Below are 23112 nucleotides of genomic sequence, written 5' to 3' on the forward strand. Positions count from 1 at the left end.
TGATCTGGGCGGTCATCAGGCTCGGTGGTCATGTGCCGGCTCGGGTGGGGCGCAGGTTCGCCGGTGTGGGGTCCAAGGGCAACGTGGTGGTGACGCGCCAGCCGCTGCTCGGGGTGTGGGGGCCGGCGGTCAGGGTGCCGCCGAGTGCTTCGACGCGTTCGGTCAGGCCGGCCAGGCCGAGGCCGCCACGCCTGCCGACGCCGTCGACCAGGTCAGTCCCGGTCATGTCCGCGCCAACCGTGGCCGAGTCGGATGTGGCCGCGCCAGCCGTGGCCGCGTGGGGTGGCGCGCCGGTGCGGGCGTCGTTGGTGACGCTGATTTCAAGGGCGGGCCCGGCGTCGTCTCGGATGCGGTGGATGCTCACCTCCACCCGGCTCGCCGTCCGCGCGTGGCGGCGCACGTTGGTCAGCGACTCGACGACGACTCGGTACGCCGTCGCGGCCACGTCCCGGGGCACCCGATCGGCCGTCCCCTGCTCGTGGAGAGCCTCCTCAAGGTCGAGGTGGACCGTGGCTGTGCCCGAGGACGAGAACCTCTCGGCCAGTTCCGCGAGGTCGGCGAGGCTCGGCACCGGCGTGCGCGGCGCCGCCTGCCCAACCGCGCCGCCCAGGCCAGAGCCGGAGCCGGCATCGGCGTCAGCGTCCGGATCGAGTCCGAGATCGGGGTCGGGGTCGGGGTCAGGGTCGTGCAGCATCCGTACGGTTCTGTCCATCGAGCCCAGCGCATGCAAGGCGGCATGCTCGATCCGTCCGAACGTCGCCACCGCCTGCTCCGGGTCATGCCCGGCGACGATCTGACCGGCCTGAGCCTGGGCGAGCATCTCGCTGATGTCGTGGGCGACGAAGTCGTGCAGGTCGCGGGCCAGTTGCAGCCGCTGCTCCTGACGGGCCACCCGTACCGAACGCGCCCGGAGATCGTCCAGTGACCGCAGATAGAGCCCGACCATGGCCGCGAGCACCGCGAACAACGCCCACACCGCGAACCCCGCCAGCGCCGCCGGATCCGGCGTTCCCAAGCCCACCCGTACCAACAGGATCGGCACGGCAACCCCGGCCAGCCCCGCGGAGACGATCGCCGGGCGGACGGGCGCGGCCCGTACCGTCAGCAGGATCAAAATCAGCAGCCCGGCGGACTCGACGAAGAGCCACCCGCTCGCTGAGCTCAGGCCCACCGCGTCGAGCGACACGACGCCGGCGGTCGCGGCCAGGGACACGACGCCTGCCGCGCCCGTGATGAGCGCGATCCGGCCGCGATCGGCCGGCCACGCGGACAGCACCCTGATGACGGCGGCCGTCGTCAACGCCACCGGCACGGTGGCCGGCGCGCCGAACGCGGGCGCGGCCGCGAGTCCGGTCAGCGTCACGACGACGATCGCGACCAGGCCGGCCCGCGCACGCCACCGCACGGTCGGGCTGCTTCCTGGGGGCATGTTTCGAGCTTAGCCAGGCGGGTTCGGCACGCCGCCAGTGCCGAACGGCACATCTTGCGCGCGCATCCGCGCCCAAGATGTGCCGTTCGGCACCTCGGCCGGTGGCCTCGGGCTCCTCGATGCTGGGCCGAGGAGGTGGTGGACGTGATGAGGCGATGGTTTCGCTGGTCGGCGCACTGGCCGGTGTGGTCGGGGTATGCCGCGGCAGGAGGGTCGGCGCTCTACGGAGCGCTGGGGGTGTTCTGGGCGATGGGCGGCGGTGGTTTTCCGTTCGCGCCCGTCGAGGACGACCTCGCGTCGGGCTCGATCCTTGAGGGCAGCGAGGCCGGGGCCGTCGCGCCTGTCATGGCCGTGGTCGGGCTGATCGGTACGGTCGCGGCCCTGACGATGACTCGGCAGTGGGGACGAAACGGGGTGCGTAAGGCGCTGATCGGCTTCGGGTGGGGTCTGGCCGGGCTGCTTGTCCTGATAATTCCGGACTTCTCGTTGCTCGCGTTGATCGCCTTCTCACCCCTGCTGCTGGTGTTCGCCTTCACCGGCGTTCCCGGACCGCAGGAGGGCATCGGGGACATCCTGTACTGGCACCGGACGAACCTGATCATCCTCTTCGTCATCGGCGTCCTGTGGGCCCTGACCACCCTCGCCTACCAGCGGCGTACCAGTACCAGGCAGGTCTGCGCGCACTGCGGCCGGGGCGAGGCGACGATCGCGCGCTGGACCACTCCTGAGGCGGCGCGCCGCTGGGGCCGGTGGGCCGTCTACGTGGCCTGCGCCGCACCGGTCCCGTACGAGATCACCAGGATCGCCTGGTACGCCGGCATCCCGCTCGGCATCACCGACGACTTCCTCCGCATGATGCGGGAGACGCCCGGCATGCTGGAGGTGGGTCTCGGCTGCGCGCTCGCCTCGATCGGCGGCGCCGTCCTGACCCAGGGCCTGATCCGGCACTGGGGCGAGGTCTATCCGCGCTGGATCTGGTTCAGGGCGGGCCAACGGGTGCCGCCCGCGCTCGCCGTCGTCCCGGCGACCCTCGTGGCGCTCGCCGCGATTCCCGCCGGCTTCATGAACCTCCGCATGAGCTTCGATGCCGGCCTGGGCGAATCGTGGGGCCTCAACGCGCCCGGGGTGCTGTGGATCTTCTGGGGCGTGGGCCTCGGCCTCGCCGCGTACGCCTACGCCCTGCGCCGCCGGGGAAGCTGCCGCCACTGCCGGGCACCAGCAAGGGTTCGACAGGGCCGCAGGCCGTTCACGACTTCAGCTTGAGCTTCTTCCTCGACGCGCCCGGGAACACGACGACCAGATGCTCCTCCGCCACGTCATTCACCCGGATATAAACACGGAGCCGGTAACGGCCCTTGCCCTTGATCGCCAGGTTCGGCATCGGGGCGCCCGCGCCCACCTCTCCCCCGTCCATCTCCGGCACGCTGAGCCGGCCGCTGCGGCTGATGAGCGGCACCTCGCTGACCTGGTCCCAGCCCGCCGTCCGCGGTGGCGGCGCGGTGCGGAACGCCTTCACCGTCAGGCAGACGTCGGAGACGTCCGCGACGTGCCCGACGAGCGCCGCGGTGCCGGCCACCCCGATCCCGGTGCTGTCGTCGTAGCTCCTGTCCGTCGCCTCCTCCGCCGCCTCTTCGAGCTCAGGGTCGTAGACCAGATAGCCGGGGTCGCCGTCGACGAACAGGAAATAGTTGGCCGTGGCCTGGACGACGCCCTTCGTCCGCGGCCACGGGTCGCGGCACCTCGCGTTCGCCTCGGCGATGTCATCGGCGTAGTCCGCCCGCGTCTCCGCGGTCGAGCGCAGCAGGTCGGGTCGGGTCGCGCCGACGGTCTCCGGGCAGACGTAGACGAGGTCCCACAAATCCACGCCCCAGGTGGACCGCACGCTCCCGGCGCGGGCCAAGATCGCCTGCTGCTCGTCGCGGTCGTCCGTCCGGCACAACACCCGCCCGTACGCGAGGATCGCCTGGTCGGACATGCTGTCCGGGAACATGGGCGAAACCCCGCCCTCTGTGCTGCGCGCCCGGCAGAGGAACGCGGCGTCGCGTTCCTCCGGTTTCAGGTCGCCGAAGGCCGGCCGGTAGTAACAGTCGCTCGACCCGCCGCTGTACGTGAGGTGCGCGGCCTGCTCCGGCTGGATCAGCACGGTGAGCGGCAGTACGGTCACCGCCGCCACGAGAACGCGGTTCACCCGCCGCCGCGCGGGCGAAGGGCCGGCCGCCGGGCGGCTCTCGGCGGCCAGTTCACGGGCGGTCGCCGCGTGCCACACGGTGGTGACGAGCGCAATCGTGTTCCAGACGACCGGCATCGCCACCGTGCCGTCGCGGAAGATCTCGTCCATGAGCCGGTCGAACGGGAGGATGAGCGCGTACAGGCCCACCGACGACCACCCCGCGACCAGCGTGCCGCGGCTCCATCGGCCGTCGCGCCACTGCCCGACGACCGTGAGGACGGTCGCCACCACCGGGCTCAGCGCCGAGCTCACCGCGAGGACGTCGCTCGGACCGAATTCCGGCAGGTCCAGCCGGTCGAGGACGCCGTTGGCCGTCAGTGCCAGCTCGACCGCGAACACCACTCCGGCCGCCGCACGCAACCCGGGAGACCGCCAGCGGATGACGAGCAGGTAGAGCACGTAGACAGCGGCCCACAGGACGAGGGAGAACACCGCGTCCACCACGTCGGGAAGCAGCTCGATCGGCAACCACAGCACGAGGGTGTAGGCCACCATCAGGTACAGCAGCGCGCGCAGCGCCTTCGCCCGGCGGTCCAGCGTTCCCCGCCTGGGGGTGCGCAGGATCAGCCACAGGAGCGCGGCCTTCACCGGGGCGGCCACGATCAGTGTCACCGTCGTCGGGGTGTCGAATCCCGCGTCCGTGTAGAGCCACACACCGCCCAGCGGCGACCATTCGACGGCCATCCAGAGCCATTCGTCGCCGAGAACGAGCCCCGCGACCGCCGCCGCGAGAACCAGACCTACCGCTCCAAGCCTGATGATCCGCCATAAACCAGCCGAAGACATGAAACGCGATCTTAGTGCGCCGCCGCCCCAGGGCTCAGGCGGTTCGCCGGCGCATCAGTAGGTTGCCGCGGCGGAAACGTTCGTCCTCCAGCGGCTCGCGCAACATCCGCCCCACCTCGACGAACTCTTCCTTACGCGCCATTTCGGCCAGCTCGTCGATCGGCCACCGGTAGGCCGGCGTGACCTTGTGGTCGAACTCCTCCACCGGCCCGCCCTCGGACTCGAAGAACCCGAGCAGCAGGTGACCGCCGGGGGCCAGCACGCGGCGGAACTCGGCGAAGTACGACGGCAGCTGCGGCGGCGGGACGTGGATGGCGGAGTACCAGGAGAGCAGGCCGCCCAGCGCGCCGTCCGCCACGTCGATGGCGTCCATCGAACCGAGCTCGAAACGCAGGCCGGGATAGTCCTTGCGGGCGATGTCGAGCAGCGCGGGAGACACGTCGATGCCGAAGGCGTCCAGGCCGAGGTCCCGTAGGTGCGCCGTCATGTACCCGGGCCCGCAGCCGGCCTCGACGACGGGACGGGGTCCTCCTGCCCGGACGAGCTCGGCGAACACGGAGACGATCGCGCGGTCCATGGGGAGGCGGTCGAGCGAGTCCCGGACGAGGTCGGCGTAGAGCTGGGCGACGGCGTCGTAGGCGTCCGCGGTCGTGGTCAGGTAGGAGGGGGATTCGGCCATGGCGGACGACTGTAGCCCATCGATCGGCGTCAGCGAGCCGTCCGGTACGGGATCCAGCCGGTGCGTGCCCGCCAGTTGCGTCCGGAGCGAAGGTGGGCCACGTACGCCCGCTGCAGGGACGTCTCCTGGGGCAGATCCGCGAGCCGGCTTTCGGTGACCGGCTCTTGCCGGCTCGGCTCGCTGAAGAGGTATTCCAGCAGGTCGCCGTCCGCGAGATCCGCGTCGCCCGACGTCAGGGGCTTCAAGGTGAAGCGGCGCATGAACCGCAGGATGTTCGACCGCTCGGGGAGATATTCGGCGAGTTGCGGGTCGAGCAACCAGGAATGGCAGGCGAAGTGGGAGACCGGCTCGTCGGGGAAATGGCGCTCGAAGAACGTTCGCGCCAGGTCGAACGATTCGTCGCAGGAATCCGGGGACAGCGGCGTGCCGGACGGGATGTGCAAGTGCAGGACGGATCCGGTCGTGCCGTCCGGGCGTTCGCCGTGGCCGCGGTCGTACTCCAGGCGGCCGAGCTTGTATTCGGTGCCCCGGAATTTCAGCGGCGGGCACCACTGGTCGAATCCGCCGACCCCACCGACGCCGTGCACGGACCGGTGCTCGGCCATCATGGGCCCGAGCGTGGACAGCGTCTCCCAGGACGTCCGGCGGTCGATGCCGCGCTCGGCGTGATAGCGGAGCGTCCGCGGCAGGACGGCGAGATAAAGCCAGACGTAGAGATGAAGGGCCACCGGGCCGGCGTCGGCGGGGAAAGCCGGTAAAGCGCGATATCCGTCGGCCGGGAGCGCCGCGCCCAGATGCGAGGTCAGGTCCCGGTGGCACTGCTCCAGGCTCCGCCACAGCTCCGGGTGCCCCTGAGGGTCGGGCCGCGCCGCCAGCGTCTCGTCCCTGTCCCGGGACGAGACGCCCAGGCGCTCCAGCAGCCGCACCGCTTCCGCGTCCGAAGGAAGATCGAGCATGTGCGCCACACTACGACGCCTCATCGCTCGCGAGGCGGCGGCGGGCAGACGGTGTGTGCGGAACCTTTGCCAGCATGACATCCTGCTTCCGGCCCGCGTGCCGGCCCCGGCCGCGACACCCTGACCATCCGGTGACGGCCTCGGCCGCGACGTCGAGGCCGTCCGGAAGTCCGCCTCGACCTGGATGCTCCACCTGGATGTCTCGACCTGGATGTACGTGAGGACATGACCACTGATCCCACCCCCGGCGAACTGCTGGAGATCGCCGCCGCGCTCCTGCCCGGACATTCCCTCGCGGATGCTCGGGTCGGCGGCGGCAATCTGCATCACGTCGTGCTCGTTCCCGGCACCGCGGCCGTACGGGTGAGCAGGCGGCCGTCGTCGGCGCGGGAGATGCCCCGCCGCGTGGAGGTGCTGCGGGAGGTCGCCGGGGCCGGGCTGCCGTTCGCGGTGCCGGAGCCGCTGACGCCGGTGACCTGGTTCGGCGAGCGGGCGGCGGTCGCCGTGTCGTGGATCGAGGGCGCGGAGTTGCCCGAGGGGCAGGGCGATCCGGGCGAGATCGGGGCGTTGCTGCGCGCGGTGCGGGAAGTCCCCGTCACTCCGCGGCTGCGAGGGCTGCTGCACGTGCCGAGGGCGGCGGGATGGGCTGAGGGGCTGCTCGACGAGGTGGTGCCGCGGTTGCCCGACCGGTGGCGGGACGAGTGCCGCCGGGGGCTCGAAGCGGCGCGGGATCTGGAGCCCGTACCGGATGTGCTGGTTCATGGCGATCTGGGTGGCGCCAACGTGCACTGGAGCTCCGACGGCCGCCTGATCGGGGTCCTCGACTGGGATCAGGCCCACCTGTTCGACCCGGCGATCGACGCCGCCCTGATGGCCTGGCACGGCTGGGACAACGTCAAGGCGGCCGTGGACCCCGAGACCTACCGGCGAGCCCGGATCTACGACGCCCCGATCGGGGTCGGGCATCTCGTCGGGGTGCTCGACGGCCGCCCGCTGACGAACGTCGACGTGTACGCGCGCAGCATCGTCGCCTGGCTGGACGAGACCCCGTAAGCCGTCGAGGACGATGGGCGGTCAGGACGGAGCGAGGCGGGCTCGGATGGCGGCGGCGCCGCCTTCGGTGAGCCAGTCGGCGAAGGTACGCAGCCCGGGATGGATCACGCGCAGGGCCTCGATGTCGGCGTGCCAGCGGTGACCGGCGATCCACCGTTTCCTGGTCTCGGCGATGTCCGCGCTGATCGCGGCGGCCTCATCGTCGGTGAGCTGCTCGTACCGGATCGGGAGGCCGGTGGCCGCGGTGATCGCGGCGGCGGCCTCGACGGGGGTCGGCTGGTCACCGGCCAGTTCCAGGGTCCTGCCCGCGAACCGTTCCGGCTCCGCGAACGCGAGCGCGGCGAAGTCGGCGATGTCCTCCAGCGCGATGATCTGCATGGGCTCGTCCGGGGGGAACAGATGACGGTGCACACCGTTGGCGAGTCCGTCGATGGCGAACGTTCTGTCGCTCAGGTAGTTGGTCATGAACCGGACGGGACGCAGCACGGTGGACAGCGTGATGTGGTCGTGCAGGTACTCCTCGATCATCACCTTCCCCTCCCAGCCCGGCGAAGCGGCGGAGGCCGAGGCGACGGTGCTGAAGACGACCTGCTCGACTCCCGCGGCGGCGGCCGCGTCGATCAGCGCCCGGCCGCGGGCCGCTTCGAGCGCCGTATCGGGTCCTGAGGGCGTGAACCGCACCGGCGGTATGCCGAACACGGCGGTGACGCCGTCGAGTGCCGGCGGCAGGCCGGCCGGATCGTCGAAGTCGCCGCGTGCGAGCTGGGCGCCGGCGGCGGCCAGTGCGGCCGCGGCGGGTGCGGCCGGGTCACGCACCAGGGCTCGCACCGGCCGGCCCGCGGCGAGCAACCGCCGGGCGGTGGCGCCGCCCTGCTTGCCGGTGGCGCCGGTGACCAGGATGAGGGAGTCCGTCATGGCGTCCCTTTCTGAGACGGTGGATACTGACAACGATCCGGAATGCTCCACCCCCTTTCATCCCTGGACAAGGATTACGTGACATGACAGTGGTACCGGGCGCGGTGGTCTCCGGGCGCTCCGACGCCCGCAGGAATCGGGAGATCGTGCTGCGTACCGCGATGCGCGTGTTCGCCGAGGAGGGCCTGGAGGTGTCGCTGGGCCGGATCGCGCAGCGCGCCGGAGTCGGCGCCGGGACCGTCTACCGGCATTTCCCGAGCAAGGAGATCCTGGTCGAGGCGGTGCTCGCCGAGCAGGTCCAGGGTTTCGTGGTCGCCGCGGGCGAGTGGGCCGCCCGCGCCGCGCCCGGGGACGCGCTGTTCGGGTTCCTGCTCGAGGTGATCGAGAAGTCGGCCGGTCGCCGGCACGTCTGCGACGCGTTGACCGCCGACCAGAGCTGGCCGCGCGCTCTGCTGGCCGCGGCGGCACAGCGGTTCCGCGAGGCCCTTGAGCACCTGCTGCACGACGCGAAGCGGGCCGGCGCGATCCGCGCGGATGTGCGGGTCGAGGACCTGGCCGCGCTGGCCGTCGGCGGCTCCGCGCTGCGGGCGGCGCACCGGGACCGGGCTCGGGGCACTGAGCTGGTACGGGTGCTGCTGGACGGGCTGCGCACCCCCGCCGTCACGGAACCTTCCACGTTTCGTGACACGCGCGCCCTTCAGCGTCACGAAACCGGCGCCGGCCACTGCGTGGAGTGCGGCGCTCGGCTACGGGCCAGGACCACCGGGAGGCCGGCCCGCTACTGCGGCCCGACCTGCCGGCAGCGCGCCCGCCGCCGCCGCATCGGTGAGGACGGCGGTGCGGGGTCAGGTCCGGCCGGCTGAACGAGCGGCAGGCCGTATCCGCTGATCAACACGTATGACGGGCGGAAAAGTCGGCGCGTGACGCAAACCTCTGTGGCCCCATGAGCCTCTAAATGAACAGGACGACTCAAGGGGGTCCGCGGTGCAAGGCGTGTTCGAGTACTTTCCGCTCCTGTTCGTGGCATTCGGCATCGTGGTCATCGGGGTGTCGGTCAAAGGGCTGATCGGCTTCCAGCGGTTCGCGCAGCGGGCGCTGCGGGTGCCGGGCGTCGTGAGTGACGTACGGACCACGTTCGCCGGACGGGGTTAGGGCCTGAAGGCCACGCACCGGCCGGTCCTGACCTTCACCACCGTGGACGGGCGGGAGATCACCACGGAGGCGTCCACCGCCTCCGACCTGGGCGTCGGCAACGCGACCGAGGTCCTCTACGACCCGCAGGACCCGACCAGCGCCATGCCCGCCGACACGGCCGCCGGTTACGGCGGGATCGTCGCCGGGGTCATCGCGCTCGGCATCGGCCTGGCCTTCTTCTCGGCCTTCTCCGGCGTCACGGACGTCACGACGGGCAGCAGCGGCGGCGGCCCGGCGCAGTGCGAGATCCGCCAGGCCGACGGCTCCTTCCAGCCCGCCGCCTGCCCACCCGGCCTCGATCTCGACAACTGACCCCGTCCGGCCCGGCGGGGGTGCGGGGCTCTTTCTCCGGAGCGCCGTAACCGTCAGACTGGTCAAGCATGCAGCTGAGCACGATCCTGCTGGCGGTCATCGGCATGCTGGCCTCGCTGGCCGGTGTGATGCTCGGCGGCGTGCTGACAAGGCGGGCGCAGGCGCAGCAGTGGTCCCGCGACCGGTTGGCGCACGCCTGCCTGCTGATCATGAACGAGTCGTCCCGCATCCAGATCGCTCTGCACCGCTACCAGCGGGGCAAGGACAGGCCGGACTGGATCTCCTGGAACGAGGCGCTGGCCACCATCAGCCTGACCGCGCCCAGCGGACTCGTTCACGCGGCCCTGGCGATCGACGAGACCTTCTGGCACACGACGGACGAGATCGAGGCGGGACAGGCGTCATCGGCGCAGGACTGGGACCGCATCCGCGCATCGATCGAGGCGGCGCGGCTCGCGTTCGCCAACCTCGCCCGCCGCGAACTGGCCGGCAGGTCCGACGTCGTGACGAAGCTGGCCGCCCGGCCCCGCCCGCTGGCCCGGCGGGATCCCGCGACGCCGCACGACAGCGGTGGCGCGAAGTGAGTGGCGCGAGACCGGGGCGTGCGGGGTGAAGATTTTTCCCTGCTTACTGGGGTGTTCATCGTCTGGTTAAGGTGGAGCAGTGTGATCACGAGGTGTTCTCTCCCCGCTCGTGGCTCGCCACCGCGATGGCCGGCGCGCTTCTCGCCGCCGGTCTCGCCGTGCCCGCAACCGCCGCTCCCACCCTCCACCAGGCCACAAGCACCGCGAAGGTCAAAGATCCCGTACGGCACGTCGATCCGCTGATCGGCTCGGCGGGTGGCGGCAACACCTACCCCGGTGCCGTCATGCCGTTCGGGATGATCTCGTGGAGTCCCACCAACACGGCCGGCGACCAGACCAACGCCGCCGGCGCCAACGGTTACGCCTACAACACGCCACGGGTGCGCGGGTTCGCGCTCACCCATGTCAACGGCGCCGGCTGCCATCCGGGAGCGGCCGGGGACGTGCCGATCATGCCGTTCGCGGGTGAGGTCACCTCGTCGCCGACGGCGGACACCAAGGACGCGGTCTACGCCAGCGGTTTCGGCCACGACCGTGAGAGCGCGAGCCCCGGCCGCTACACCGTCACGCTGGACTCCGGCGTCAAGACCGACCTGGCGGTGACCACCCGCGCGGGCGTGGGCGAGTTCACCTTCCCGAAGGTGTCACCGGCCAGCCTGCTGTTCCGGGTGTCGAACTCGCTGAACGGCAGCGAGGACGCCGAGATCAGCATCGACCCGGCCCGGCGTACGGTCACCGGCTCCGTCCTGACGGGCGCGTTCTGCGGCCGGCGGGCCAACGGCGGTGTGAACAACCGCAAGAGCTACTATCGCCTGCACTTCGCCGCCACGTTCGACCGCGCCTTCTCCGGCACGGGCACGTGGGTGAACGGCGAGCTGAAGCCCGGGACGACCACGGCGAGCGGCGGCGAGGGGTACGCGACCGGCGCCGACCGCGCGGGCAGGGGCTCCGGCGGGTACGTCAGCTTCGACACCGCCTCCGACGCCGACGTACGCATGAAGGTCGGCATCTCCTACACCAGCCTCGACGCGGCCAGGCGGAACCTGGCGGAGGAGGTGTCCCGGCACGACGACGTCGCCTCGGTGGCGGCCAGGGCCACCCGCGCCTGGAACGACCGGCTGCGCTCGATCGAGGTGGCGGGCGGTTCCGCGGACCTGCTGACCACGTTCTACACCGCGATGTACCACTCCTACCTGCAGCCGAACGTCTCCGGCGACGTGGCGGGCACCTACCTCGGCAGCGACGGCAAGGTGCACCGGCTGGCGCGCGGCCAGCGGGCGCAGTACGGCAACTTCTCCGGCTGGGACCAGTACCGCGCCCACACCCAGCTCCTGGCCCTGCTCGAACCGGACGTCGCCGGCGACTACGCCCAGTCTCTGTTCAACCTGGCCGGGCAGAACGGCGGCGTCTGGGACCGGTGGGTGCACGTCAACGGCCCCACCCACGTCATGACCGGCGACCCGTCGGCGCCCGCGCTGGCCGGTTTCCACGCGCTCGGCGTGCGCAACTTCGACGTGAAGGGGGCCTTCGACTCCCTCTACCGGCAGGCGACCGTCCCGCACGAGTCCGGTCTGTCCGACAAGGGCTGTCCTGGCCAGTGCGAGGGCCAGCGGCCGAACCTGGCCGAGCACCTGCGCCTGCACTACGCCCCGCAGGACACCTGCCACTGCTGGGGTGGCGCGGCGGAGACGCTGGAGGACGCGACGGCCGACTTCGCGCTCGCCGACTGGGCCGGGCGGATCGGGCGCGGCGAGGAACGGGCCGCGCTGCTACCGCGGGCGAGCTGGTGGCGTAACACCTTCAACCCGCAGGCCGGCGTGGAGGGCGGCTACCAGCAGGCGCGCAGGTCGGACGGCGGCTGGCAGTGGCCGTTCTCGCCCACCTCCGACTCCGGCTTCGCGCAGGGCACGAGCGCGACGTACACGTGGATGGTGCAGCACGACGTGTCGGGCCTGGCCGCGGCGATGGGCGGCAGGGAGCGGGCGGCCGAGCGGCTGGACGCGTTCTTCCACCGCGCCGACGGCTCGTGGGCGACCGGCGGCGACGGCTTCCGCTACGACCCCACGAACGAGCCGGGCATCCACGTCCCGTGGCTCTACAACGCGCTCGGCCGGCCGTGGCAGACGCAGGAGACCGTACGGGCGATGGCCGCGCTGGTCTACAAGACGGGCCCCAGCGGCCTGCCGGGCAACGACGACCTCGGCACGATGTCCGCCTGGTACGTCTTCGCCGCCCTCGGCATGTATCCCCAGGTGCCCAGCCGGGCGGAGATGCTGCTGTCCAGCCCCATGTTCACGACGGCGTGGATCAACCGGGGCAACGGGCGCACGATCACGGTGAGCGCGCCGCAGGCGTCCGCGGACGCGATCTACGTCCAGGACGTGAAGGTGAACGGCCGGCCGTACACGCGCTCATGGCTGCCGGAGTCGCTGCTCAACCGGGGCGGCGAGGTGGTCGTCAACGTGGGCGCGGCCCCGAACACGTCGTGGGCCACGGGTGCGGCCGACCTGCCGGTCGATCACGTACCGGCCGCGCAGGACGCGATCCCGAACCTGCCGGGGCCGTGCGAGCCGGTCGGCGCGGCCTGCGCCCAGCGGCTCCAGTACGACGTGGACGGCGTCGCCACCGCCGACGCCAAGACGCAGGGCAACCTGGACGGCAAGGGCTGGAGCTTCCCCGCCGAGCAGCTGCCGGCTCCCGGCGCGCACGACGGGTTCCTGATCCCCGACACCAAGGGCACGGCGGGCAACTTCCACAGCCTGCGCGGCCAGCGCACCTACCTGTCCAAGGGCCGCTACCAGGCGTTCGACCTGCTGGTCACGGCCGTGAACGGTGACCGGCAGACGGAGCTGACGATCACGTACGCGGACGGCACGACCTCCACGGCCCCGCTGAAGGTGACGGACTGGGCCGCCACGTCGGCCCACTTCGGGGAGACGGCGGCGCTCACGGCCGGCACGCGCTACAACGTCAACGGCACGGCCGACGGCCGGAAGGTGACGATCTGGCGGGTCTCCGTGCCGGCCGATCCGGCCCGCGAGGCGGTCTCGTTCACCAGCCCCGCGACGCCCAACCTGAAGGTCTTCGCCCTCAGCACCAGACCCTGACAGAAGCACCAGACCCTGACCGAAGCGTTCACAACCCGAGCAGCTGGGCCGGGTCGGCGATGACGCTCTGGATGACCGACCCGGCCGCCCCCAGCACGGCGGCGTCCGGGCCGGTCCCGGAGACGACGAGGGCGGGCGGCGCGCCGCGCATCTGCGCCAGCCTGGCCCCCAGCCCATCGGAGACCGGCCCCTCCAGCCAGCGGTAGAGCGGCGCGTAGATCCCGCCGAGCACGATCCGGCCGGGGTCCAGCAGGTGCACGGCCGAGGTGAGCGCCACGCCGAGCGCGTGCCCGGCCCGCTCGCAGGTCCGCACGGCCCCGGGGTCGCCCGACTCCAGCCGCGCGACCAGCTCGCCCACCGAGCCGAGCTCGCCCAGCAGGGTGTCCTGGCCGGCGTACACCTCCAGGCAGCCCCGCCCCCCGCACCGGCACGCGGGCCCGTCCGGTACGACGACCACGTGCCCGAGCTCGCCCGCCAGCCCGAACGTGCCCCTGAACACGGCCCCGTCCACCACCAGACCGGCGCCGATGCCGATCTCGCCCGACACGTAGAGGAAGTCGCTCTCGCGCGAGCCGAACCACAGCTCACCGAGCGCCGCCAGATTGGCCTCGTTGTCGATCGTGACGGGCAACTCCACCAGGCCGTCCACGCGCACGTCGCGCCAGCCCAGATGCGGCGCGCTGCGCAGCACCCCGCCCTCGACCGTGCCGGGCACGGCGAGCGCGGCGCCGATCACCCGCAGCCCGGCCGCCTCGGCCTCGGCCGTGATCTCCTTCGCCAGGACGCGCAGCCCCTCCAGGATCGCGGCGGGGTCGGAGTTGCGGTTGTCGGCGGGCCGGGTCCGGCGCAGCCGTACGGTACGGGTGAGGTCGACGACGCACGCGGCCAGGTAGTCGATGTTGATCTCCAGCCCCAGCGCGGCCACGCGGTGCCCGCTGAGGCTCACCGCCATGCCCGGCCGGCCCCGCTCGCCCTTCTGCACCGCGCCGCTCTCGCTCACCGCCCCCGCCTCGATGAGGTCGGCGACCAGGCTGGACACGGTCGTCTTGGTCAGCCCGGTCCGCTCAGCCAGCTCCGCGCGGGTGTGCGGTCCTGATCGGTGAATGGTCGCGAGGACTACGGCCAGGTTACGGGCGCGCATGGAATCATGCCGGACCCCTCTTGACGACACCCCGGTCACCTCCTCAGGATTATGTACAGATTATGGACTAAACAAGGAGCCGCACAACAATGTCCACCTACACACCCACCCCTGACGACCGCTTCACCTTCGGCCTATGGACGGTCGGCTGGCAGGCGCGCGACCCGTTCGGCGACGCCTCCCGCCCGGCGCTCGACCCGGTCGAGAGCGTGCACCGCCTGGCCGAGCTGGGCGCGTACGGCGTCACCTTCCACGACGACGACCTGCTCGCCGTCGAGCCCGACCGCGACAAGGCCATCGCCGCCTTCAGGAAGGCCCTCGACGAGACCGGCATGAAGGTCCCGATGGCCACCACGAACCTGTTCACCCACCCCGTCTTCAAGGACGGCGCCTTCACCAGCAACGACCGCGACGTCCGCCGGTACGCGCTGCGCAAGGTCATGCGCAACCTCGACCTGGCCGCCTCGCTGGGCGCGCGCACGTACGTCTGCTGGGGCGGGCGCGAGGGCGCGGAGTCGGACGCGGCCAAGGACGTCAAGGCCGCCTTCGACCGCTACAAGGAGGGCCTGGACCTCCTCTGCCAGTACGTGATCGACAAGGGCTACGACATCCGCTTCGCCCTTGAGCCCAAGCCGAACGAGCCCAGGGGCGACATCCTGCTGCCCACGATCGGCCACGCACTGGCGCTGATCAACGACCTGGAGCACCCTGAGATGGTGGGCCTCAACCCCGAGGTCGGCCACGAGCAGATGGCCGGGCTCAACTTCGTGCACGGCATCGCCCAGGCGCTGTGGCACGGCAAGCTGTTCCACATCGACCTCAACGGCCAGCACGGCCCGAAGTACGACCAGGACCTCGTCTTCGGCCACGGCGACCTGAAGAGCGCCTTCTTCCTGGTCGACCTGCTGGAGAACGGCGGCTACGACGGCCCCCGTCACTTCGACTACAAGCCCCTGCGCACCGAGGACGCCGACGACGTGTGGGTCTCGGCGGCGGCGAACATGCGCACGTACCTGATCCTGAAGGAGAAGGCGCGCGCCTTCCGCGCCGACCCCGAGGTCCAGCAGGCCATCAGCGCCTCGCGGGTGGACGAGCTGGGCCAGTCCACGCTCGCCGCCGGTGAGACCTGGCAGGACCTGGCCAAGGACGACTTCGACCCGGAGGCGGCCGCCGCCCGCGGCTTCCACTTCACCCACCTCAACCAGCTCGCGCTTGAGCACCTCATGGGGGTACGCGGATGACTCGACCGATCAGTGTCCAGCTCTACACCGTCAGGGAACCGCTGGCCGCCGACCGTGATGCCGTGCTGAGGCGGATCGCGGAGATCGGATACCGGGCCGTCGAGCCCTACGACCCCACAAATGACCCGAAGGGCTTCCGCCAGGTCGCCGACGACCTGGGGCTCACTGTGTCGGGCACGCACGCGTCCGCGCTGCTCAACCGGGAGCCGGCGGAGGTCTTCGACGCGGTCGCCACGCTCGGGACCGACCAGGTGATCGTCCCGGCCGGCATCGCGGCCGAGCAGTTCACCACCCGCGACGGCCTGCAGCGGGCCGCCGACCTGCTCAACGGCCTGGCCGAGCAGGCGGCGGGCGCCGGGATGCGGATCGGCTACCACAACCACTGGTGGGAGCTCGAACCGCTGGTGGAAGGCCGGCACGCCATCGAGGTGCTGGCCGACCTGCTGGCGCCCGAGGTGTTCCTGGAGATCGACACCTACTGGGCGGCGGTGGGCGGCGCCGACGTGCCCGCCCTGCTCGGCCGACTGGCGGGCCGGGTGGACGCGCTGCACGTCAAGGACGGCCCCGTCGTCAAGGGCGAGCCGCACACGGCGGTGGGCGCGGGCGTCATGCCCGTGCCCGAGATCCTCGCCGCCGCGCCGGGCGCCTGGCGCGTCGTCGAGCTCGATGAGTGCGCGACCGACGTCTTCACCGCGCTCGCGGACAGCCACGCTTACCTCACCTCCTTGGAGCGCTCTTGAGCAACGGCCCGGTCGGCGTCGCACTGGTCGGCGCCGGAGTCATCAGCGGCCAGTACCTCCGCAACCTCAACTCCTTCCCCGACGTGCGCGTGGTCGCCGTCGCGGACCTCGACACCGACCGGGCCGCCACCGTGGCCAGGGAGCACGACGTGCCGGTGTCGGGCACCCTCGGCGCGGTGCTCTCGCTGGCCGAGGTCGAGATCGTGGTCAACCTCACCGTCCCCTCGGCGCACGCGGCCGTCGCGCTGGAGAGCCTGCGCTCCGGCAAGCACGTGTACGGCGAGAAGCCGCTGGCCATGAACATGGACGAGGCGGCCAAGGTGATGGCCGAGGCCGCCGACCGTGGCCTTCGGGTGGGCGGCGCCCCCGACACCTTCCTCGGCGCCGGGCTGCAGTCGGCCCTGCACGCCCTGCGCTCCGGCCTCATCGGCACGCCGGTCGCGGTCACGGCCGCCACGCAGAGCATGGGTCCTGAGTCCTGGCATCCGAACCCCGAGTTCTTCTACCAGCCGGGCGCCGGGCCGCTGTTCGACCTGGGCCCCTACTACCTGACCGCCCTGGTGTCGCTGCTCGGCCCCGTCGCGCGGGTGGCGGCCGGCACGCGCAGGGCCCGCGACCAGCGGAGCGTCGGATCGGGGCCCAAGGCGGGCACGATCTTCCCCGTCGACGTGCCCACCCACGTCAACGCCCTGCTGGACTTCCCCGGCACGGCGACGGCGGCGGCCACGTTCAGCTTCGACTCGGCCGTCAACCGCCGCATGATCGAGATCATCGGCAGCGAGGGCGCCCTGTCGCTGCCCGACCCCAACACGTTCGAGGGCCCGCTGCTGGCCCGCGGGCTGACCGACAGCGACTGGCGGGAGCTGCCGGTGACCGGGACCACGGCCGGGCGCGGCATCGGGGTGCTCGACATGGCCAGGTCGATCAGGGCGGGCACACCCCACCGCGCCTCGGGCGAGCTGGCCCACCACGTGCTCGAACTCATGTCGGCCATCACGGAGTCGGGCGAGCGGTCGGAGTTTCGCGCCATCTCCTCCTCCACGACCGCGCCGGAGCCGCTGCCGGCGGACTGGGACCCGCACGCGGCCACGCTGACCTGACGCTCTCGCCGGCTGGGCGGCGGGGACCTCCTCCGCCCAGCCGACGGAAAGTCACATACCCGTTTCACATAGGAATCCCCATGGGATGACCGGGCATCACTACATTGCGTAATCGCTCGGTAACTGCAATCCCAAGGGGGAATCCATGCGCGTACTGATCCAGCTCCGCCCGGCTCCCGACGTCGTCGCGTCCGTGATCGATCCAGGAGTCCGCAGCTCGGTGGCCGACGTCGTCACCGAGCTGCCGGGCGTCCTGCTCGACGAGGCGTACACACCGGTGCCGGTGCCGCGGCCGGTCCCCGCCCACGGCGCGCCGCTGTCGCTGCACCAGCGGGTGGGGTTCTCGCACGCGCCTGAAGACGCCTCCGTCCTCGTGCGCGGCGAGATCCCCGACGACGAGCTGTCCACGCGGTCCGTGCTGCTGTCCTCCTCCGTACGCGAGGTCGCGGGCGTCTTCGCCGACCCCGCCATCCAGCCGCACCCGGCCTGCGGCGGCGACGGGCCCGTGGGCGACTGGGAAGAGGTCAGGCGGCTGCTGCACGCGTCCGAGCTGTGGGCGGCCGGCCATGACGGCGAGGGCGTGTGCGTCGCGGTCGTCGACACCGGCGTCAACGCCGACCACGTCGGGGCGCGCATCGGCCACGACGTGACCGTGGACGCCGACCGGAGCTGGAGCCCGACGGGAGTGCGCAAGACCCCGGGCCGCTACCCGGTCTCCCACGGCTCCATGTGCGCCTTCGACGTGCTGCTCGCCGCCCCCAAGGCGACTCTGCTCGACATCCCGGTCCTGCTCAGCAGGCAGCCGGGGTCGGGGGTGGATGGCCTGCTGTCCGACGCCGTCGCCGCCTACGCCCATCTCGGCTCCGTCATCAGGGCCATGCCCGCCGAGTCCAGGTCCCTGGTCGTCAGCAACAGCTGGGGGCTGTTCACGCCCGGCATGGACTTCCCGCCGGGCCATCCGGGCAACTACTCCGACAACCCGGCGCACCCGTTCAACGTGATCGTCGGCAGCCTGGAGGGCGAGGGGGCCGACATTCTGTTCTCGGCGGGCAACTGCGGCGGCGACTGCCCCGACCAGCGCTGCGGCTACCCCGACCGGACGATCGTGGGCGCCAACTCCCATCCGCGTGTGCTGTCGGTGGGCGGCGTCGACACGCTGGGCGAGCGGGTCGGCTACTCCTCGCAGGGGCCCGGGCGGCTGTCGGACCGCAAGCCCGATCTGTGCGCGTACACGCACTTCGCCGGCTCGCAGGCCGTCGGGGACGCCGACACCGGCACCTCCGCCTCCTGCCCCGTCGCCGCCGGGGTGGTCGCGGCCGTGCGCACGCGCAGGTCCGCCGCCGAGCTGTCGCCCTCGCAGCTGCGCACGCTGCTGCACCGCACGGCCGACGACCGCAGCACGGTCGGCTTCGACCACGACTACGGGTACGGCGTCATCGACCCGCTCGCCGTCCTGGCCGCCCTCGGCCGGCAGAACCGGACCCGCGCCGCCTGACATGGCCATGATCCAGGTGCGACTGCCACAGGAAGCCACACTCGCCGACGCGCTGTGCCTGCTCGGCCTGTCCGAGGAGGACGCCGACGCGGACTACGGGCTGGTGGCGGTCGCCCCCGGGCTCCAGGTGCTGCGCGTCACCGAGGAGGCGGCCAGGCGGGTAAGCCACGACCTCGCGACTGTCTTCGCCGATCCCCGCGTCGAGCCGCAGGAGCCGGGGGATGTCTAACGCGTTGGCTTGTGCTCGGCGGAACCGCAAGAATGGCGCGATGGACAGTGCCGAGACCGACTGGGTCTCCAGGTTCGCCGACGACGTGATCGCCGAGGCCGAACGCCGCGCCCCGGGCCGCCCGATCGTCTGCGCCTCCGGGCTGAGCCCGTCCGGCCCGATCCACCTGGGCAACCTGCGCGAGGTCATGACGCCTCACCTGGTCGCCGACGAGATCAGGCGGCGCGGACGCGAGTGCGTCCACCTGCTGTCGTGGGACGACTACGACCGCTTCCGTCGCGTGCCCGCGGGCATCGACCCGTCGTGGGCCGAGCACATCGGCAAGCCGCTGACCTCGGTGCCCGCGCCTCCCGGCAGCCCGCACGCCAACTGGGCCGAGCACTTCAAGTCGCCGATGATCGAGGCGCTGGCCGAGCTGGGCGTCGAGGTCCACGGCATCAGCCAGACCCAGCAGTACACCTCCGGCGCCTACCGGGAGCAGATCCTGACCGCGGTGCGCGAGCGGGCCAGGATCGACGCCGTGCTGTCGCGTTACCGGACCAAGCAGACGTCCGGACAGGCATCCGGGCAGGCTTCCGAGCCGGAGGACTACTTCCCGTACAAGCCCTACTGCGACCTGTGCGAGCGTGACCTGACCACGGTCACCGCCTACGACGACGAGACGACCGAGCTGGCCTACACCTGCGAGTGCGGCTTCGGCGAGACCGTGCGCCTGGCCGAGCACGACCGCGGCAAGCTGGTGTGGAAGGTCGACTGGCCGATGCGCTGGGCCCACGAGGGCGTGATCTTCGAGCCGTCCGGGGTCGATCACCACTCGCCGGGATCGGCGTGGATCGTCGGCGGGCAGATCGTCGGCGAGGTGTTCGGCGGGCAGCAGCCGATCGGCCCCATGTACGCGTTCGTCGGCATCACCGGCATGGCCAAGATGAGCAGCTCCAAGGGCGACGTGCCGACCCCGTCCGACGCGCTGGCCATCATGGAGGCGCCGGTGCTGCGCTGGCTGTACGCCCGCCGCAAGCCCGCCCAGTCCTTCAAGATCGCCTTCGACCAGGAGATCCAGCGGCTCTACGACGAGTGGGACGCCCTCGGCCGCAAGGTCGCCGCCGGGCAGACGCAGCCCGCCGAGCTGGCCGCCTACAACCGGGCGGTGCGCACCGCCTCCGGCCCGCTGCCCGCCACCCCGCACCCGGTGTCCTATCGCACGCTCGCCTCCGTGGCCGACATCACGACCGGCCACGCCGAGCAGACGCTGCGCATCCTGAGCGATCTCGACGGGGTCGAATCGCTCGACGCGGCCCGGCCCCGGCTCGACCGCGCCCAGCGCTGGGTGGACGACCACGTGCCCGCCGACCAGCGCACGCGCGTACGCGAAACGCCCGACCAGGAGCTGCTCGACTCGCTCGGGGCCGGCGAGCGCGAGGGGCTGCGACTGCTCGCCGACGGCCTCGACGACTGGACGCTGGAGGGGCTGACGGCGCTGGTGTACGGCGTGCCCAAGCTCCAGGCCGGGCTGCCCGCCGACGCCAAGGCCACCCCTGAGCTGAAGACGGCACAGCGCGCCTTCTTCGCCCTGCTCTACCGGCTCCTCGTCGGCCGCGACACGGGCCCCAGGCTGCCCACGCTGCTCATGGCGGTGGGCGCCGGCCGCGTCCGCAAGCTGGTGGGCGCGTGAACGGTGTCGTCCTGATCATGCACAGGCCGGGACGACACCGTAATCAGTAGCAGAGTTCGTATGCCGACAGCACCGAATAGCCACCACTATGGCTGACATGTAGTGAGATGCCGGATTCACGCCATTAGTTCGCTACATAGTTATTGTCACGGTTTTGGAACGGTTTATCGGAGCGAGCCATTCATGGACGCCGCGCACGACCACCCAGGTCAGCGCGGTGCGGTGGCTCGAAACCCCGCGCATTGGACTATGGCTGGACACCTCCCGGCAAAAGGTCGAGGAGACCGTTGCGTAGATCCTTTCCAGGATGGAAGAAGCGAGAATCCCTCCTGATCCCCGATTAACGTGATCTATGCAAGGCGCTTTCAAGCGGACTGCATGCGTTCGGGAGATCCTTACTTACATGAACAAGCAGCCTTTCGCCGCCAGCGTCAGTGTCATCGTCCCCGCGATGAACGAGGCCGAGAATCTTCCCCATGTCTTCGCCACGCTGCCCGACTGGATCGACGAGGTGATCCTGGTCGACGGCAACTCGACCGACGACACCATCGCCGTCGCGCGCAGGCTGCGCCCCGACCTCCGGGTCGTCGTGCAGACGAGGCGCGGTAAGGGCAACGCGCTCATCGAGGGCTTCCAGGCCGCGCGGGGCGACATCATCGTCATGATCGACGCCGACGGGTCCACCGACGGCAGGGAGATCCGCTCCTTCGTCGCCACGCTCATCAACGGCGCCGACTTCGCCAAGGGCTCCAGGTACGCCCCTGGTGGCGGCTCGGACGACCTCAGTCCGATCCGCTCGCTCGGCAACAAGGTCCTCACCGGGATCACCAACGTCCTCTATCGCACCCGCTACACCGACCTCTGCTACGGCTACAACGCCTTCTGGGCCCGCCACCTCGACGTGCTCGACCTCGACTGCGACGGCTTCGAGATCGAGACGCTGATGAACGTGCGCGCCGCCCAGGCCGGCCTGGTCATCCGCGAGGTCCCCAGTCACGAGCGCTCCCGCATCCACGGCGTGAGCAACCTGCACGCGGTGCGCGACGGCTGGCGCGTGCTCAGGACGATCTGGCGCGAGCGCACCCGCGGGACCGCCGTGACGGCGCAGGCCGCCCAAGTGGCCCTCGCCAAGTGACGGCACCGGGCGCAGGCGACATCCGCCAGATGACGGCCCCAGGTCCGGACGACACCCGCCAGGTGACGGCGCAGGGCCCCGGTGGCACGTGGCAAGTGAGGAGTGACATCCTCGGGTAATGCGTTACATACTGATCGGAGCAGGAGCAGTCGGGGGCACGATCGGAGCCCGCCTTCACCAGGGCGGGCATGATGTGCTGCTCATCGCGCGAGGGCCTCACTACGAGGCCCTCAAGCATGAGGGGCTGCGCCTGGTCACGCCCGATTCCGACGAGACCCTCCATGTCCCCGCCGCCGACGGTCCCGTGCCCACGCGCGATGACGACGTGCTGATCGTGGCGACCAAGTCGCAGGACACGATCGCCGCGCTGGCCCCCTGGTCCTCCGACCTGCCGGTGGTGTGCGCCCAGAACGGCGTGGCCAACGAGCGCATGGCGCTGCGGCGGTTCGAGCGGGTTTACGGCATGTGCGTGTGGCTGCCGGCCCAGATCCCGCACCCCGGCGCCATCGCCGCCTCCGGGCACCCGTACTCGGGGATGCTGCACGTCGGCCGCTATCCACAGGGTGTGGACGACCTCGGCGAGCAGATCGTCACCGACCTAGGCAAGCACGGCCTCCTGGCCCGCAGCTCGCCCGAGGTGATGCGCTGGAAGTACGGCAAGCTGCTCAGCAACCTGGGCAACGCCGTCGAGGCGCTCATCGGCCAGGCGCCGGAGCGCACCGAGGTGGCCCGGCTGTCCAGGACCGAGGCGAAGCACGTGCTGGAGGCCGCCGGCATCCCGTACGCCACCCCCGAGGACGAGGCCGAGGTACGCGGCCACAACGTGGACATCCTTCCCATCGAGGGCATGGAGCGCACCGGCGGATCGTCCTGGCAGAGCCTGGCCAGGGGCAGCGGCTCGATCGAGACCGACTACCTCAACGGCGAGATCGTCCTCATCGGCCGTGAGCACGGCGTCCCGGCGCCGGTCAACGAGGTGCTCAGGCGCGAGGCCAACCGGGTCGCCCGCGAGAAGCTGCCGCCCGGCTCGATGCCCGCGCAGAGCCTGCTCGCCCTCATCGAGGAGCGTTCCGCGGTCTGATCGGTGCGGTCGCGGCCCTGATCCCCTTCACCG

The 23112-nt window shown here is 71.3% G+C and carries 21 protein-coding genes; 15 read left to right on the forward strand and 6 right to left on the reverse strand.

Going from position 1 to position 23112, the window contains the following annotated elements:
* Positions 1-28: 28 nt before the first annotated feature.
* Positions 29-1429 carry a histidine kinase gene (locus AB0C27_RS06640; protein WP_357838865.1) on the reverse strand — a complete coding sequence of 467 codons (1401 nt, stop codon included), beginning with the start codon at positions 1427-1429 and terminating at the stop codon, positions 29-31.
* 147 nt (positions 1430-1576) lie between these two features.
* Between AB0C27_RS06640 and AB0C27_RS06645 the strand changes: the two genes are divergently transcribed.
* Entirely contained in the window at positions 1577-2692 is a 1116-nt protein-coding gene (locus tag AB0C27_RS06645) for a hypothetical protein (protein WP_357838868.1), read from the forward strand.
* Here the strand turns inward: AB0C27_RS06645 and AB0C27_RS06650 are convergent.
* Genes AB0C27_RS06650 through AB0C27_RS06660 form a run of 3 tightly spaced genes read right to left on the reverse strand, consistent with a single transcriptional unit; the run spans position 2676 to position 6080 of the window.
* Complete coding sequence (locus AB0C27_RS06650) at positions 2676-4445, reverse strand: hypothetical protein (protein ID WP_357838871.1); 1770 nt, start codon at positions 4443-4445, stop codon at positions 2676-2678. The two genes, AB0C27_RS06645 and AB0C27_RS06650, sit on opposite strands and share 17 nt — an antisense overlap.
* Before the next feature lie 34 nt (positions 4446-4479).
* On the reverse strand, positions 4480-5124 hold the full coding sequence (locus AB0C27_RS06655; protein ID WP_357838874.1) for a class I SAM-dependent methyltransferase: 645 nt from the start codon (positions 5122-5124) through the stop codon (positions 4480-4482).
* 29 nt (positions 5125-5153) lie between these two features.
* A complete protein-coding gene (locus AB0C27_RS06660) occupies positions 5154-6080 on the reverse strand; it encodes an acyltransferase domain-containing protein (protein ID WP_357838877.1) in 927 nt (308 codons plus the stop codon).
* A 225-nt stretch (positions 6081-6305) separates the two neighbouring features.
* On the opposite strand from AB0C27_RS06660, the gene AB0C27_RS06665 reads away from it, so the two are divergent.
* A complete protein-coding gene (locus AB0C27_RS06665; RefSeq protein ID WP_357838880.1) occupies positions 6306-7133 on the forward strand; it encodes an aminoglycoside phosphotransferase family protein in 828 nt (275 codons plus the stop codon).
* A gap of 21 nt (positions 7134-7154) precedes the next feature.
* Here AB0C27_RS06665 and AB0C27_RS06670 read toward each other — a convergent pair whose 3' ends face one another.
* Positions 7155-8048: an NmrA family NAD(P)-binding protein gene (locus AB0C27_RS06670; RefSeq protein WP_357838882.1), complete on the reverse strand. Its 894-nt coding sequence runs from the start codon at positions 8046-8048 to the stop codon at positions 7155-7157.
* Between the two features lie 83 nt (positions 8049-8131).
* Between AB0C27_RS06670 and AB0C27_RS06675 the strand changes: the two genes are divergently transcribed.
* From AB0C27_RS06675 to AB0C27_RS06695, 5 genes are all read left to right on the forward strand, one after another.
* Positions 8132-8911 (forward strand): helix-turn-helix domain-containing protein, encoded by a 780-nt coding sequence (locus AB0C27_RS06675; RefSeq protein WP_357838885.1) that lies wholly within the window; start codon positions 8132-8134, stop codon positions 8909-8911.
* A 121-nt stretch (positions 8912-9032) separates the two neighbouring features.
* Positions 9033-9200, forward strand: coding sequence for a hypothetical protein (locus AB0C27_RS06680; RefSeq protein ID WP_357838888.1), 168 nt, complete (start codon positions 9033-9035; stop codon positions 9198-9200).
* A gap of 3 nt (positions 9201-9203) precedes the next feature.
* Entirely contained in the window at positions 9204-9554 is a 351-nt protein-coding gene (locus AB0C27_RS06685) for a DUF3592 domain-containing protein (protein ID WP_357840643.1), read from the forward strand.
* Between the two features lie 68 nt (positions 9555-9622).
* The gene (locus tag AB0C27_RS06690; RefSeq protein ID WP_357838891.1) at positions 9623-10138 is read left to right on the forward strand and encodes a hypothetical protein; all 516 of its coding nucleotides are present in this window, start codon (positions 9623-9625) and stop codon (positions 10136-10138) included.
* A 92-nt stretch (positions 10139-10230) separates the two neighbouring features.
* Entirely contained in the window at positions 10231-13245 is a 3015-nt protein-coding gene (locus AB0C27_RS06695) for a GH92 family glycosyl hydrolase (protein ID WP_357838894.1), read from the forward strand.
* Positions 13246-13273: 28 nt separating this feature from the next.
* On the opposite strand, the gene AB0C27_RS06700 is transcribed toward AB0C27_RS06695, so the two are convergent.
* Positions 13274-14386: an ROK family transcriptional regulator gene (locus tag AB0C27_RS06700; protein WP_357838897.1), complete on the reverse strand. Its 1113-nt coding sequence runs from the start codon at positions 14384-14386 to the stop codon at positions 13274-13276.
* Between the two features lie 89 nt (positions 14387-14475).
* Here AB0C27_RS06700 and xylA point away from each other — a divergent pair, with 89 nt between their 5' ends.
* From xylA to AB0C27_RS06740, 8 genes are all read left to right on the forward strand, one after another.
* Positions 14476-15627: a xylose isomerase gene (xylA, locus tag AB0C27_RS06705; RefSeq protein WP_357838900.1), complete on the forward strand. Its 1152-nt coding sequence runs from the start codon at positions 14476-14478 to the stop codon at positions 15625-15627.
* Positions 15624-16367, forward strand: coding sequence for a sugar phosphate isomerase/epimerase (locus tag AB0C27_RS06710; protein WP_357838903.1), 744 nt, complete (start codon positions 15624-15626; stop codon positions 16365-16367). Before xylA ends, AB0C27_RS06710 begins: the two co-directional genes overlap by 4 nt.
* Positions 16364-17467 carry a Gfo/Idh/MocA family oxidoreductase gene (locus AB0C27_RS06715; protein ID WP_346107287.1) on the forward strand — a complete coding sequence of 368 codons (1104 nt, stop codon included), beginning with the start codon at positions 16364-16366 and terminating at the stop codon, positions 17465-17467. The genes AB0C27_RS06710 and AB0C27_RS06715 overlap by 4 nt, the downstream gene beginning before the upstream one ends.
* A 145-nt stretch (positions 17468-17612) precedes the next feature.
* On the forward strand, positions 17613-18962 hold the full coding sequence (locus AB0C27_RS06720; RefSeq protein WP_357838907.1) for a S8 family serine peptidase: 1350 nt from the start codon (positions 17613-17615) through the stop codon (positions 18960-18962).
* Positions 18963-18969: 7 nt separating this feature from the next.
* Positions 18970-19191: a hypothetical protein gene (locus AB0C27_RS06725; RefSeq protein ID WP_357838910.1), complete on the forward strand. Its 222-nt coding sequence runs from the start codon at positions 18970-18972 to the stop codon at positions 19189-19191.
* A gap of 40 nt (positions 19192-19231) precedes the next feature.
* Positions 19232-20863, forward strand: a complete 1632-nt coding sequence (lysS, locus tag AB0C27_RS06730) for a lysine--tRNA ligase (RefSeq protein ID WP_357838912.1) — start codon at positions 19232-19234, stop codon at positions 20861-20863.
* A 403-nt stretch (positions 20864-21266) separates the two neighbouring features.
* Positions 21267-21998, forward strand: a complete 732-nt coding sequence (locus AB0C27_RS06735; RefSeq protein WP_357838915.1) for a glycosyltransferase family 2 protein — start codon at positions 21267-21269, stop codon at positions 21996-21998.
* A gap of 118 nt (positions 21999-22116) precedes the next feature.
* Positions 22117-23079, forward strand: coding sequence for a 2-dehydropantoate 2-reductase N-terminal domain-containing protein (locus tag AB0C27_RS06740; RefSeq protein ID WP_357838918.1), 963 nt, complete (start codon positions 22117-22119; stop codon positions 23077-23079).
* The last annotated feature ends 33 nt before the right edge of the window (positions 23080-23112 follow it).

Origin of the sequence: Nonomuraea sp. NPDC048882 (genome assembly GCF_040649755.1) — a bacterium.
Classification (GTDB): Bacteria; Actinomycetota; Actinomycetes; order Streptosporangiales; family Streptosporangiaceae; genus Nonomuraea; species Nonomuraea maheshkhaliensis.